The following is a 13,783-nucleotide window of genomic DNA, read 5'->3' on the forward strand; positions in this document are numbered from 1 at the left end:
ATGTCCGGCAGCGACGACCCGTTTACGGCGGAAATCTCCCGCTTTGTCTGGGAGACAAAATATCGCCACCGGCACGGCGAGGGACCGCTCGATGACTCGATCGCGGATTCGTGGCGGCGGGTGGCCGATGCCCTGGCGAGTGTCGAGCCCGCCGATGGCCAGCAGTGGGCGGCGCGTTTCCGCGGCAACCTGGAGGGGTTCCGCTTCCTGCCCGGTGGTCGCATTCTCGCCGGGGCCGGCACGGGCCGCGATGTCACCCTGTTCAACTGCTTCGTGATGGGGGCGATCGAGGATTCCATCGAGGCGATATTCGAGCGCCTGAAGGAGTCCGCCCTCACCATGCAGCAGGGGGGCGGCATAGGCTGTGACTTCTCGACCCTGCGCCCGGCCGGCACCCAAGCCGTCCATACCGGGACGATCGCGTCGGGCCCGGTGTCCTTCATGCGTATCTGGGACAGTATGTGCGCGACCCTGCTTTCCACCGGCAGCCGCCGCGGCGCCATGATGGCCACCCTGCGCTGTGACCACCCGGATATAGAGCAGTTCGTGGAGGCCAAGCGGGACCCCCGCGAGCTCCGGCATTTCAACCTGTCAGTGCTGGTCACCGATGAGTTCATGCGGGCGGTGGAGGAGAACACCGACTGGCCGCTGGTGTTTCCCGCCGCGTCGCTGGATGGCGGCGGTGGCGAGACGCTGCTGCGCCAGTGGAGCGGTGCGCCGGGAGCAGTGCCCTGCCGGATCCTGCGGCGGGTTGGCGCACGGGAGCTCTGGCAGAGGATCATGCGCGCCACCTATGACTGCGCCGAGCCGGGCGTGCTGTTTGTGGACAGGATCAACGCCGACAACAACCTCCGCTACCGCGAGCACATCAGTGCCACCAACCCCTGCGGGGAGATCCCGCTGCCGGCCCACGGCGCCTGCGACCTGGGCTCGGTCAACCTGCTGGCGTTCGTGCGCCAGCCACTGACCCGGGAGGCACACCTGGACTGGGAGGGCATTGCCGCCTGCGCGGCCCTGGGGGTGCGCATGCTGGACAACGTCATCGACCTGTCACGCTACCCGTTACCGGCCCTGGCGCGGCAGGCCCGCGCTACCCGCCGGATCGGGCTCGGTATCACCGGGCTGGCAGATGCGCTGATTGCGCTGGGCCTGCATTACGACAGCGACGCAGGTCGCGACCTGGCGGCGCGGGTGATGCGGCTGTTGCGGGACAGCGCCTACCAGACCTCGGTGGGGCTGGCGGCGGAAAAAGGCGGCTTTCCCGCCCTCGACCGGGCCGCGCACCTGCAGGGCCCGTTCATCCAGGCCCTGCCGCCGCGCCTGCAACAGGCTATCGCGGAGCACGGCATCCGCAACAGCCACCTGCTGGCAATCGCGCCAACCGGCACCATCAGCCTGCTGGCCAATGGGGTTTCCAGCGGTGTGGAGCCGGTATTCGATTTCCGCCACCGGCGCCGCGTGCTGACCGCCAACGGCGACTACCGGGATTTCGAGATCTGCGACCCGGTTTACCGCCAGTGGCTGGAATGCCACGGCGAGGCGGCCCCCTTGCCACCGGAATTTGCCGCCGCCCGGCAGCTGTCGCCCGCGGCGCACCTGGCGATGGAGGCCGCCTTGCAGCCCTATGTGGACAACGCCATCTCCAAGACGGTGAACGTGCCCGCCAGTTGCCCGTTCGAAGACTTTGAATCCCTGTACCGCGAGGCGTTCCGGCTGGGTCTCAAGGGTTGTACCACCTATCGCCCGAACGAAATCACCGGCGGCATCCTGAGCGCTGAAAGCGGCGAGCCGGGGGGAGGTTCCCACTGCTGCGATATCGAGCGGGAAGGGGAGTGAAGGGGTAACGGGAAGCGACAGCAGGCCGGGAGAAAATTTCGTGTACCAGCGGAACCCGGCCGCGTTTCCAGCGTCTCAGGAAATACTATTGTTCCCATCCCCTGAGGTTGAGCAATATTCCCCGTGCCCCGATACCTCCCCCAAGGTCGGGGCTTTTTTTTGCCCCGGTACAAAAGCGCATCACCAACGGTAATAACGAGAATGCTGTCCTAGCATTTTGAGTTCAAAAGAATACAATGCCAGAGCGTCCGGGAGTTCCGGCGGGCCCCGCTACGGCTGGGAAATCCGTCGGCGCGAGCTTAACGTAGATGTATGAGTTGGCGTAACGCCGACGGCGCCGGATACCCCCATCGGCGCTGGGTGAGAACCCATAGGCGTACCCGTCCCCCTGGGTGCGTCTAGTAAGGTGCCCATCCCCAAGGGCACCGACCCCTGGCCGGCAGCCCCCATCTGCCGGCCTTTTTTTTCGCGCCTCCACCGGAACCGGCCGTTGTGCACAGCAGGCCGCGGCCTTTCATCTCCCCGTTATTGCAAATGATTCTCATTACGTTTATGGTCGGGTCATCTTGCCCGTTTCGACAACCAATACACGGAGGTTCCAGTGAAATTACGCTTTTTATGCGCAAACCACCGACGCTGGCTGGTGGCGGATCTGCACCGGGCCGAGCGCGCGATGCTGGCGGCGATGGAGGAAGGAGAGGGCCTGCTGGCGCAGGAGGGGCCCGAGCGGGCGCTGGCCTGGTTCGGTTGCGCATTCGAGCTCGCGGACTGCCTGCTGGCCCGGCATTGGCCGGAGCAGGGAGTGGCCGTGTGCCGCTTCAGCGACACCGCGCGCCTGCTGCTGGCCACCGCCGCGCGGCTCGACGACCGGACCCTGTGTGGCCGGGTCGTGGCGCTGGCGCGGCAGCGGCTCCTGGGGGCAGCGCCTGGCGCTGCCGAACCCCCGGCTGTGCCGATGGCTGCGACCGGGTTCACCGGTTGGCCGGGGATGTCGGGTGCGACCCGCCACTGACCGCGCCGCGGAAGCGGCCGGCGGGAAGGGGCCCTTCCTGGAATTGCGGGTGCGCGAGGACCGGTTGCTGGACCTGCTGGCAGGGCGGCAGCTCACCGCGGAGGACCTGCGCGCGTCGACGCCCGGTGCGCGCCGGCAGCTGCGCCGGCTGCTGTTGCAGTCGCTGTGGGGCGGGGGCCGGCGCTGACCGTTACCCGGCCGGCGTCCCCTCCTCGTCCAGGCTGAGCCACTGGGCAAGCTTGCGCTCCAGCTTGTCGAGGCCGGTGCGCTTGGTGGAGGAGAAGGTCTGTACCGACACTCCCTGGTCGAGGCCCTGCTCGCGCAGCTCCTTTTCCACCGCAAAGCGGGTGTTGTTGGCGGGGCCGTTCTTGAGTTTGTCGGCCTTGGTCAGAAGGATGTGTGCCGGCAGGCCCGAACTCACGGCCCAGGCCAGCATCTGCCGGTCGAACTCCTTGAGCGGCTGGCGGATGTCCATCAGCAGTATGAGCCCGCGCAGGCACTGCCGCTGCTCCAGGTAGGAGGCCAGGTGACGCTGCCACTCGTCCTTCATCGACCGCGCCACCTTGGCGTAGCCGTAGCCGGGCAGGTCCACCAGCCGCTGCCGGTCGCTGATGCGGAAGAAGTTGATCAGCTGGGTGCGCCCCGGGGTTTTCGAGGTGCGCGCCAGCTTGCTGTTGCCGGTCAGGGCGTTGATCGCACTGGACTTGCCGGCGTTGGAGCGGCCGGCGAATGCCACCTCCGCGCCGCTGTCCTCCGGGCACTCGGCCAGGGTGGGAGCGCTGGTTAAAAAATCGACGTTGCGGAAGTTGATCGGGGCGGGAAGGGGGTCTGTCATGATTGATCTACCAGATTCGGTACACTCGGTTGGCGCGCAAGTATATAATGCCGCCGTTTGTGGGACCTAAGGCTTTGGCGCTGGGTCCCCCGGCGCCGCAGGATAGACTGGGGGCGGCGCGGGTCCGGTGCAACCGGACCGATATCGCATCTTTCAGCGCGCAATGGGACGACGTATGAACAGCATTGTAAAGAACACCGCCCTGGCCCTGGGGCTTCTGGTAGCCGCACCGTTCGTGGTAGCCGAGGGCGACCCGGCCGCGGGCAAGGCCAAGGCCGCGCAGTGTGCCGCCTGTCACGGCCCCGACGGCAATAGCCCGGCAGCGGCATTTCCCAAGATCGCCGGCCTGGGCGAAAAGTACCTGCTCAAGCAATTGATGGATGTGAAGAGCGGCGAGCGCGAGATCCCGCAGATGGTCGGCCAGCTGGATAACTTCGACCAGCAGGACCTCGAGGACCTGGCCGCCTACTTTGCTTCCCAGAAGATGCAGCTGTCCGGCGCCGAACCGATTTCCGTCATGCTGAACAACAGCGAAAATGTCGACGGGCTGCAGCTGGGGCGCGAACTGTATCGCGGTGGCAACTCCGAGACCGGGGTACCGGCCTGCATGGGCTGCCACTCCCCCACCGGCCAGGGCAACGCCCCGGCGGGCTACCCGCGCCTGGGTGGCCAGTGGGCCGACTACATCGAGACCCAGCTCAAGGCCTTCCGGGCCGGTGAGCGGTCCAATGACGGCGAGACCCGGGTGATGCGCAGCGTGGCCCGCCAGCTGTCCGATGCCGAGATCAAGGCGGTGGCAAATTACCTGGCCGGTCTGCACGACCCCAGCTGACCCTCCGCAACGATTGCACGAAAAGGCCGGGTTCGTCCCGGCCTTTTTGCGTTTGGCCCCCCGGAGCTTGCGCCGCCGTCCGGGAACTTCAATAATCAGCGCTGTCTACAGATTTACCACCGGCGCCCGCCGCCGGAAGAATAACGATGGAGAACACCATGAGAGCTGTTGCCGCCCCCCTTACCCTGATATTCACCCTGCTGCTGAGCCTGACTGCCTGTGCCCAGGACAATGGCCAGTTCAAGGCCGGCCAGCACTACCAGGTGCTGCCGCAGGCGGTGCCCCAGGGCGATGACGGCAAGATCGAGGTCACCGAACTGTTCTGGTACGGCTGCGGCCACTGCTACCACTTCGAGCCGATGCTGAACAAGTGGGAAGCAGAGACCCCCGCCGACGTCGAGCTGGTGAAGATCCCGGCCATCTGGCAGCCGGTCATGGAAGTGCACGCGCGCCTGTACTATGTGGCCGACGCCATGGGCGTGCTCGACAAGATGCACCAGCCGGTCTTCAATGCCATCAACAACCAGCGCAAGATGTTCGCCAACCGCGACGGTCGCGAGTGGAACCCGGACATGGACGCCATCAAGGCGCTGTTCAACGAGCACGGCGCCGACGGTGAGAAGGCGGTCAAGCTGATGAATTCCTTCGCCATCAACAGCAAGGTCAAGCAGGGCATGGCCAACCAGCGCGCCTACCAGCTGGCCGGCACCCCTGAAATGGTGGTTGCGGGCAAATACCGCATCAGCACCTCCCTGCCGGGTTTCAAGGGCAAGAGCGACGGCCAGCAGCTGATGCTGGACGTGGCAGACTACCTGATCGAGAAAGAGCGCGCAGATCGCGGCTGATAATCGCAGATAGTGACAAAACCCCGCAGTATGCGGGGTTTTTTATATCCGGGCGTCCCATGAATCGAGCAGCAGCCGCGCTCTCCGCGGCCACAATCCCCAGCTCCCCCGCGCCCACTGTGGCGGGGCTTGCCCGGAGTATGCTGTTGTTCCTGTTCCTCTGTGCCACTGCCACAGCCCAACCGGATGCGGCCCAACCGGACATCGCGTCCCGGGTGGCCCGGGCGGGCAATCTCCTGTCCTATGTCGCCGCCGACTATGCCGAGGCAGTGCGCGACGGGCAGGTCATCGACGACTCGCTCTACCGCCGCCAGCGCCGCAACCTGGCAGAGGCGCGGGAATTGCTGTTGGCACTGCCGGAGCGTCCGGGCCGTGCCACGCTGGAGAGCCGCCTGGCCGATTTGCAGCGGGCTATGGCCGAGCGCCGCGACGGCGAGCTGGTGCGGCGTAGCGCCAATGCCGCCGCCGATCGCCTCGCGGCCCTCTACCAGCTGCAGCGCTCACCAGTCGAGCCGCTGCCCGCGCCCGAGGTGGCACAGGACCTGTATGTCGAGCGTTGTGCCGGCTGCCATGGGACCAGTGGCGAGGGTGCCAGCGGGCCCCGGCTCGATGACTACCGGCGCATGGCCGCTTTCAGCCTCTACGACCTCTACAGCGTCCTCGACCCGGAGGCGGACCCCACGCACGGCCGGCCCCTGGCAGGTGACTTCAGCAGTCGCCAGCGCTGGGCGCTGGCGGTCACTGTGGCGCATTTCGCCGTGGCGGATAAGAGGGCCCCGGCGCCGGAGCTGGCACAGTCACTGCCGGGCCTCACCAGGCTGCCGGGGATCGCAACCACCCGCCCCCTGGATTTGCCCCCGGATGCGGGCGCGGCCCTGATGTGGTGGCGCGGCAACCCCCACCGCATCGCGATCGACGTCCATCCGCTGGAGCGCGCCCTGGGACGCCTGCAGGTGGCGGAAACGGCATTTCGCGGTGGTGATGCCGCCACCGCCTACTACCAGGCCATGCTGGCGCTGCGCGAGGACTACCTGCCGCTGGAAGAGCGGCTGCTACAGCGGGACCCGGCCCTGGCCGGGCAGCTCACCGATCGCTGGCAGTCGCTGCGCACGGCAATCCTGGCCGATGCCCCGAATGCGGAAACCATCGCGGCCTTCCGCGACCTCCGCACCGCCCTCGGCAGGGCGCGAGAGCGCATGGCGCCTGTTGCGCTGCCGGGCGGCGGCTATATCTGGCTCGCGGCGCTGGCCGCCGTCGCCATCCTGGCGGGCCTGGTCCTCTGGCTCCGCCGCCGGCGCTGAGTCCCGTTTTCCGGTCTCCCGCTATCACAGCGGGGCGGCGGTAAGACCCCTTTCCCTATCTCCCTCACTGCCGCGCTGGCGGCCAAATGCGTATTTTTGACGGTTGCGCTGCCATTGTTGGTTTTTACGTCTAGCCTGTAGGGAAAGGGACGTGAAAAAGCGCGGAAGAGCACTTTTTCAACCCGGCGCCCGCGGGCTGCCGGCGAGGAAAACCGGTGGTCGGCGTATCCGCGTCCCGGCGACGTGGCCAGCCTCCGCCAAGTGTTGGTCAGCAGTAGTCGAGTTACGCATGAAGTTATTGCGTCACCTTACGTTCAACCGTGTGTTCTTTTCTTTTTTCCCTCTTTACCTACTGGTCCCGCTGCTGTGCCTGGCGGTGAGCCACGGCGCCTCGGCCGAAGTATCCCAGCGGGCCTGGGCCGGCAACTGGCTGGTGGTGGGCGAGGGCGACCAGCAGCTGGTGTGGCAGCTCCACGCCGATGGCTCTGGCTACGCCTATGGCTTTGCCCCCGGTGGCGAACTGTCCCACGGCTTTGCCATCAGCTGGTCCCTGCTGGGCGACCGGGTGCGGGTCCGCACCGGCGCCGCGGTGCGCTGCAGCGGCGGGGTTGTCGATGTGGCCTTTACCGGCTGGAGCCCGGTGACCCTAGACTTCGCAGTACTGGATGGACGCCACTGGCGCCAGCATGGTGGTGGCCTGCTCAGTTTCCAGCGTCGCCTGAAGCACTGGGAAACCCCCACGGCCGGAAGCGAGTGCCCGAAGCTGAGCAGCTAGGGCGCTACCCCTATCTCAGGGAAGAGTAAAGCGACTGACTGGAGACAAGCTGTAATGCAGCGGCGCTTTATTCTCGCAGCGGCCCTCGCCATGTCGGCCGGCGCTGTGTTGGCACAAGCGGAGCCCGATGCCGGGCCAACCCGGGATGGCTGGGGCTGGGAGGCAGATTCCCGCCTGCAGGCCTCCCAGTGGGTCGGCGACTGGCTGATCTCGCGTGACGGCGAGGCCCGCCACGTATGGAGCCTGAAAGCCGACGGCAGCGGGCGCTCCTACGCATTCTCCAAGCGCGACGACGGCAGCATGCGCTTTGCGTATGGCTACGACATCGAATGGTATTTTGACCCGTTCACCCAGATGGCCAACATCAAGACCGAGCGGCGAATCGTGTGTCGCGGTGGCAAGGTCTATCCGTATTTCCTCACCCTGAAGTCCTATGAGAGCGACTACGCCGTGCGCGGCAAATACGCTTGGCAGACGACCTGGACCGAGGCGAGTATCGGTGAGAACAACCTGCACAAATCCCTCATCGTATTCGTGACCCCACTGTCCGGGTGGCACAACCCGCGCAAGGATGCCCCGTGCCCGGAATTTCCCAGTATTGACCTGGAGCGCGACATTGACCGCGCGCTGGAGCAATGGGAACGCGACGCCGAGCGGGACAGGGCCAATGCCGAGGACGTGACCCCGGCAGCCGATGAGCCGCAGATTGAGGGTGAGAAGTTCATTGACTGAGAGTGGCTACCGCCTGGCGGCGTGGCCGTGGCTTCAAACAGCGGGAGTGAATCGATGTATGAACGCCGATATACGTCTGGAAGAATTACTGCGCACCAGTGAACCGCTGCTGTGCGCCGACCGGTGTGTATTCTGCACGCTGCAGGCCGAGCAACTGCCCGTGCTCGCCGGCCAGTGCCTGTTACTGGTCTGCGAGCGCGACGGCTACAGTGCGGTGCTGCCGCGGGAACTTGCCGAGCGCGAGGGCCTCGCGAGCAATATAAGCCTGTGCCGGATCACCCTTCGCCAGCCGCTGGACCAGGCCCGGGCGGAGTTGCTGGTGGCCCTCACGAGCGAGCTGGCGCACGCGCAGATAACGGCGCGGCTCACCTCGACGCCATTCGGGCACCACCTGTTTGTGCCCGAGCACCAGGCAGAGGACGCGTTGCGGCTGTTGCGCGCGATCGGCAACCGGGCGCAGTACTGCTAGCGGTTGTCAGGTTCGCCCGGCGGCCATGCAGATCGACTACCCGCTGGTTCAACCACACGGCGAAATTCGCCAGTTGCTGCCGGACTTTTTTTACCTGCCCGGTACGGCGCGCGTGGCGCCTGCCGCCGCCGTCAACCGCAATATGGGTATCATCCGTTGCGGCGATGAACTCGTACTCGTGAACCCGGTTCGACTGCGCCCCGCGCTGGAGGAAAAGCTCGAGGACCTTGGCCGTATCCGCCACGCCGTCAGGCTGGGGTACTTTCACGGCTGCGACGACCTCTATTACCGCGACCGCTACAACCTCACTTTCTGGAGCCAGCCGCACTCGGACCACTATCCCGCGCCGGCCGCCGATGCGCTGCTCAGGGAAGGCGGGGAGTGTCCGGTCCCCGGGGGTTATTTCTTTGAGTTTTCCCACGGCCGCCATCCCGAGGCTGCACTGCTGGTGCCAGCCTGCGGCGGCCTGCTGATCACTTGCGATGCGTTGCAGTATTGGGATTCATGGCGCGGCTGTAACTGGTGTGGCAAGAATCTCCTGCGGCTGGCCGGCTTTCATCGCGGCATGCAGGTGGCCCCCACCTGGTGTGCACGCATGACCCCGGCGGGCGCAAATCCCCGGCGCTGGTTGCGGGAAGACTTTGAACGCCTGCTGGAACTGCCGTTCCTGCACTTCATTGCGGCGCACGGCAGTTTCTGTGCGGACCGCGCCCACGAGGAAGTCGCCGCGGCAGTGGAGCGTCGGTTCTTTCCCGGCTGAGACGGGTTCTCTGTTATCTTGGGCAGCGGTCTAACTGCCATCGATTAACAACCGTCGGACTCCGCCCCATGAGCAAATTATCGCTCCCGGCCCGCCTGGCCATAATTGCCGGCTGGATCCTGTTCGCCTGGCTGCTGGCTGGCGCCCTGGTCGTGAGCGGACCGGAGCGGCTGGGCTTCTTTATCCTCGCCGCGGCCGCCGGGCTGTGGATGAGCGAGATAATTCCCCTGCCCGTAACCGCGTTGCTCGTTCCGGCAGCGGCCTATTTTACCGGCCTGCTACCGGCAGCAGAGGCGCTGGCACCCTTCGCCAGCACCATCATTTTCCTGTTTATGGGTGGCTTCACCCTCGCGGCCGTGCTGCACGCCCACGGCATTGACCGGCGCCTGGCAGGCCGGGTGCTGCGGCTCGGGGGCGGTCACCTCTGGCCCACCCTGGTAGGCTTCTTCCTTACGGTGTCCTTCCTCTCCATGTGGATCAGTAACACCGCCACCAGCGCCATGATGCTGCCAATCGCCCTGTCCCTCGTTGATCGTGACCATCCACGCACCCGCACGTTTGCGGTGCTGGGAACCGCTTACGCCGCCAATATCGGCGGGCTGGCCACGATAGTGGGCAGTCCGCCCAATGCGATTGCCGCGCGGGCGTTGGGGGTGGATTTCATCTCCTGGTTGCAGGTTGGCCTGCCGGTAACCCTGGGTATGTTCCCGCTGGTGCTCGCCAGCCTGTGGCTGGTGCTGCGCCCGGACCGCGAGCGCGCCGAGATCAGCAAGCCGGACCTGGCACCGGTACCCTGGACTGCGGGCGCCATCGGCGCCATCGCATTGTTTGCGGTTGCGGTTCTCGCCTGGACCCTGTCGACGCCCCTGACCCGCTGGCTGGGGTTGGGTGGAAGCTTTGATGCTGTGGTGGGCCTGTGCATCACTGCGCTGGCCCCGTTGTGCGGACTGATCAGCTGGCCGGCACTGCAGAGCCAGATCAACTGGGGCATCCTGCTGTTATTCGGCGGCGGCCTGTGCCTGTCGCTGATACTCCAGCAAACCGGAACCTCGGTATGGATTGCCCAGTCCCTGCTGGGCGGACTGGGCCAGGCGCCCGGCTGGTTGCTGGTCGCGGCCTGCATCGCGCTGATGATCTTCCTTACCGAGCTGGCTTCGAATACCGGCAGTGCCGCTATCCTGGTGCCGGTTTTCTATGGGCTGGCCCAGCAGTTCGACCCCGGGATTACCGAGCCACTGATTCTCGGCATCGGGATGGCGGCCTCCTGTGCATTCATGTTGCCGGTTGCAACACCGCCCAACGCGCTGGCTTACGGTACCGGCGTGGTGCGGCAGGACCAGATGCTGCGCGCCGGCCTGATCCTGAACCTGTTGGCAATACCGGTGGTATGGATCATGGTAAGCTGGCTGGCCCGATAAACACGCCCGCCCTGACCGGCTGTGCCGAAAGTTGCGGCGGTTACTGCACAACGCTGGAATATGTTGCCGATGAGAGTTAACGCCCTGTTCGGTGCGCTTATTGCGGGCGCGCTGGTTGCCTGTGCCACCACCCAACTGCCGTTGCCGCCGGCCGACGCCGAAAATATGCGCCGTCATATCGATTACCTGGCAGCGGACGACCTGGCGGGGCGGGAGACCGGCACGCCCGGCTACCGCGCGGCGGCCGATTATGTAGCCGGGCAGTTTGCCGAGCTGGGGCTGCAACCGGCCGGCAGCGACGGCTACCTGCAGCCGGTGCCCTTCCGACGGGCCAGTTGGGACAAGCGCGAGCCGACCATGGTTCTGCAGGGGCGCGATGGTGATATCACCTTCCGCTTCGGGGAGGATTTCGTTGCCTCGCCGCCCACCGCCAGTGAGAAGACCGCGGTTGCCGCCGGGCTGGTGTTCGTGGGCTTTGGCATCGAGGCGCCGGCCCACGGCATAGACGACTATGCGAACCTGGACGTGGACGGCAAGATTGTGGTGATGCTGCACGGGCGCCCGGACTTCCTGCCCAGCGAGGTGGGCGCCCACTATGCCTCGGGCCGCACCAAGCGCATGACCGCGGCGCGCCACGGCGCGGTGGGTTATATCACCCTCAACACGCCGGAGCGGCAACAGCGCTGGCCCTTCGCCCGCGCGGTCAAGCATATGCGCGACGACAGTTTTGACTGGCTCGGCGCCGACAGCCAGCCCGGCAACGCCATCCCCGGGCTGCACCCCGGCATCTACCTGGACATGCCCGCGGGGCGCCAGTTGTTCATGGGTGCAGAGCGTAGCCTCGACACCATTTATACCGAGATCGCGAACGGGCTGGCCCCGCGCGGTTTTGCGCTGCCCTATCGCGCCGCGCTCACCAGCGGCGCCAGCCACGAAAAGATCCTGAGCCCCAATGTGGTGGCGGTGCTGCCGGGTAGCGACCCGGAGCTTCGCGACGAATATGTGGTGTTTTCCGCGCACCTCGACCACCTCGGCAGGGACGCCGAGGGCCGCATCGTCAACGGCGCCCAGGACAATGCGGCCGGCATTGCCATCATGCTGGAGACGGCGCGACTGTTTATCGAATCCGGTCGGCCCCCGCGGCGCTCGCTGATGTTTGTCGCCGTCACCGCGGAGGAAAAAGGCCTGCTGGGCTCCGACTATTTTGCCCAGCACCCACCGGTACCGACCGGGGCGATGGTGGCCAATATCAACCTGGACATGCCGATGCTGCTGTATCCCTTCCGGGACATTATCGCCTTCGGTGCCGAGCACTCCTCCCTGGGCCAGACCGCGGCGCGCGCCGCCGCGCGCGCCAACCTGAGACTGAGTCCCGACCCGATGCCGGAGCAGGTGATCTTCGTGCGCAGCGACCACTACAGCTTTGTCCGCCGGGGCGTGCCCGCCATATACCTGATTACCGGGCGCGATTCACTGGATAGCAGCATCGACGGCACCGCCATGCAGAACCAGTTCTTCCAGGAACGCTATCACCGCCATACAGATGAGGCCGATGGCCAGGTGAACTATGTGGCCGCCGAGCAGTTTGCCCGGGTGAACTACGCCATCGCCCGGGAAGTGGCCGATGCGGACCGCAAACCGAGCTGGAATGCCGGGGACTTCTTCGGCGACCTGTTCGCCCGCTAGCCGCGGCCGCTTTCCCGCCTGCGCACCACCACCGCCGTGCGCAGGCGCTCCCGCCCGAAAAGGGACATCCTGGCGAAGTCCTCGCGTGCAATGGGCAGGTAGCTGCTGTCCAGCGCCCCCCAGGTGTCGTCCATGTCCGGGTCGTGCACGTACAGGCACTGGTCATCGATACCCGCCAGGGTCACCCAGTGAGGCACCTTTTTCCCGTCCAGCCGGTAGGTGCTGACCATCAGCAGTGCCAGCGCTCCCTGTTCCAGCCACTGCTCCAGCTGCGCCTGGGAGAAATCCGCTGTTTCCACCGGAATCGCCGCCGCGCGGGCCGCGCGACGGAAGTCCGCGTCCACCTGCCGGATCACCTGTTTCTTTTCTGCCGAGCGTACGCCATCGACAAACAGTGCCGTGGCCTGGCTCACGTAGACGCTGGTGGCGAAACCGCGGGCGTGCATGGCCAGCGCCAGTCCCACCGGGTGACAGCCACCGTGCCCCGAGGCCATGAAGATGGTGGTGGCTTCGCGCCACAGGGCCAGCTCCTCGCTCACCGACGGCTGGTAATCCCGGTCCAGGGCGGCCATCGCCATCATGGCGGCAGCCGGTCCGCAGGTGAAATCGGTGGTCTGCCGGTACCAGGGCACCTCGAGCCGCTGCAGGTTCTCCGGCCGGTAGCGGATCCTTTTCTGCATCCGCAGCGCGTCGCCGCGGTCGTCATAGTAATTCGCATAACGACCGAAGGCCCGGTAGCCGAGCTGTTCGTAAAGCCCGATGGCGGCGGTGTTGCCCTCGGCCACTTCGAGCCGCATGAACAGCCGTCCCTGCTCCCGGGCGGCAGTTTCTGCCGCCTCGAGCAGCGACCTGCCGATACCCCGGCCGCGCCCGGCCGGTGTCACCGCGAGTGAATATAGTCGCGCCAGTCGTGTGCCGCGGCGCAGCAACACCAGCACGTAACCCACCAGCTCCCGGCCGTTGTCCTCGGCCACCAGCAGCACGCGGTTTTCCGCCGTCACCCAGTGGCGCAGGCGTCGACGGCTGAGGCGGTCGCTGGCGAAACTGGCCTGTTCGATCGCATGCAGGGCCGCCAGGTCGGCAGGAGTTGCCGGGCGGAGAAGGGGCGGGGACGAGGTCGGGGAGGGCATGGAGTCGCCTGTCGGCAGGGGCCGTGAAAACCGCGACGGTGCGGCCCGGCAACAGTAGCAAAAGGACATGGAAAAGGAAGCGCCCGACCACGAAAAAATACAAAATAAATCTAGGTGCCCGGCCGCTTTTCTTCTATCTTTCGCCTGCTGCC

The 13,783-nt window shown here is 66.1% G+C and carries 14 protein-coding genes; 12 read left to right on the forward strand and 2 right to left on the reverse strand.

Features of this window, described 5'->3' with window-relative positions:
• The 3 genes from BLT26_RS11795 (at window position 1) to BLT26_RS11805 (ending at window position 3,035) form a co-directional block, all read left to right on the forward strand.
• Window positions 1–1,836 (forward strand): adenosylcobalamin-dependent ribonucleoside-diphosphate reductase, encoded by a 1,836-nt coding sequence (locus BLT26_RS11795; protein ID WP_091514211.1) that lies wholly within the window; start codon window positions 1–3, stop codon window positions 1,834–1,836.
• A 601-nt stretch (window positions 1,837–2,437) separates the two neighbouring features.
• On the forward strand, window positions 2,438–2,848 hold the full coding sequence (locus tag BLT26_RS11800; RefSeq protein ID WP_091514214.1) for a hypothetical protein: 411 nt from the start codon (window positions 2,438–2,440) through the stop codon (window positions 2,846–2,848).
• Window positions 2,832–3,035 carry a hypothetical protein gene (locus BLT26_RS11805; RefSeq protein ID WP_091514218.1) on the forward strand — a complete coding sequence of 68 codons (204 nt, stop codon included), beginning with the start codon at window positions 2,832–2,834 and terminating at the stop codon, window positions 3,033–3,035. The genes BLT26_RS11800 and BLT26_RS11805 overlap by 17 nt, the downstream gene beginning before the upstream one ends.
• Window positions 3,036–3,038: 3 nt before the next feature.
• Here BLT26_RS11805 and yihA read toward each other — a convergent pair whose 3' ends face one another.
• A complete protein-coding gene (gene yihA, locus BLT26_RS11810) occupies window positions 3,039–3,683 on the reverse strand; it encodes a ribosome biogenesis GTP-binding protein YihA/YsxC (RefSeq protein WP_091514221.1) in 645 nt (214 codons plus the stop codon).
• A gap of 175 nt (window positions 3,684–3,858) precedes the next feature.
• Here yihA and BLT26_RS11815 point away from each other — a divergent pair, with 175 nt between their 5' ends.
• The 9 genes from BLT26_RS11815 (at window position 3,859) to BLT26_RS11855 (ending at window position 12,501) form a co-directional block, all read left to right on the forward strand.
• Complete coding sequence (locus tag BLT26_RS11815; protein WP_091514224.1) at window positions 3,859–4,515, forward strand: c-type cytochrome; 657 nt, start codon at window positions 3,859–3,861, stop codon at window positions 4,513–4,515.
• 158 nt (window positions 4,516–4,673) lie between these two features.
• Complete coding sequence (locus tag BLT26_RS11820) at window positions 4,674–5,360, forward strand: thiol:disulfide interchange protein DsbA/DsbL (protein WP_091514390.1); 687 nt, start codon at window positions 4,674–4,676, stop codon at window positions 5,358–5,360.
• Between the two features lie 59 nt (window positions 5,361–5,419).
• Window positions 5,420–6,661: a c-type cytochrome gene (locus tag BLT26_RS11825; protein ID WP_139169524.1), complete on the forward strand. Its 1,242-nt coding sequence runs from the start codon at window positions 5,420–5,422 to the stop codon at window positions 6,659–6,661.
• Window positions 6,662–6,950: 289 nt separating this feature from the next.
• Complete coding sequence (locus BLT26_RS11830) at window positions 6,951–7,436, forward strand: hypothetical protein (protein WP_091514230.1); 486 nt, start codon at window positions 6,951–6,953, stop codon at window positions 7,434–7,436.
• A gap of 54 nt (window positions 7,437–7,490) precedes the next feature.
• Window positions 7,491–8,168 carry a hypothetical protein gene (locus BLT26_RS11835; RefSeq protein WP_091514233.1) on the forward strand — a complete coding sequence of 226 codons (678 nt, stop codon included), beginning with the start codon at window positions 7,491–7,493 and terminating at the stop codon, window positions 8,166–8,168.
• A 58-nt stretch (window positions 8,169–8,226) separates the two neighbouring features.
• Window positions 8,227–8,637 carry an ACT domain-containing protein gene (locus tag BLT26_RS11840; RefSeq protein WP_175453102.1) on the forward strand — a complete coding sequence of 137 codons (411 nt, stop codon included), beginning with the start codon at window positions 8,227–8,229 and terminating at the stop codon, window positions 8,635–8,637.
• Window positions 8,638–8,662: 25 nt separating this feature from the next.
• The gene (locus BLT26_RS11845; RefSeq protein WP_091514241.1) at window positions 8,663–9,397 is read left to right on the forward strand and encodes an MBL fold metallo-hydrolase; all 735 of its coding nucleotides are present in this window, start codon (window positions 8,663–8,665) and stop codon (window positions 9,395–9,397) included.
• A gap of 68 nt (window positions 9,398–9,465) precedes the next feature.
• On the forward strand, window positions 9,466–10,815 hold the full coding sequence (locus BLT26_RS11850; protein ID WP_091514245.1) for an SLC13 family permease: 1,350 nt from the start codon (window positions 9,466–9,468) through the stop codon (window positions 10,813–10,815).
• A 69-nt stretch (window positions 10,816–10,884) separates the two neighbouring features.
• A complete protein-coding gene (locus BLT26_RS11855) occupies window positions 10,885–12,501 on the forward strand; it encodes a M20/M25/M40 family metallo-hydrolase (RefSeq protein ID WP_091514248.1) in 1,617 nt (538 codons plus the stop codon).
• Here the strand turns inward: BLT26_RS11855 and BLT26_RS11860 are convergent.
• On the reverse strand, window positions 12,498–13,631 hold the full coding sequence (locus tag BLT26_RS11860; protein ID WP_091514252.1) for a GNAT family N-acetyltransferase/peptidase C39 family protein: 1,134 nt from the start codon (window positions 13,629–13,631) through the stop codon (window positions 12,498–12,500). The two genes, BLT26_RS11855 and BLT26_RS11860, sit on opposite strands and share 4 nt — an antisense overlap.
• Window positions 13,632–13,783 lie beyond the last annotated feature (152 nt).

The sequence above is a fragment of the Microbulbifer yueqingensis genome (assembly GCF_900100355.1).
Classification (GTDB): Bacteria; Pseudomonadota; Gammaproteobacteria; order Pseudomonadales; family Cellvibrionaceae; genus Microbulbifer; species Microbulbifer yueqingensis.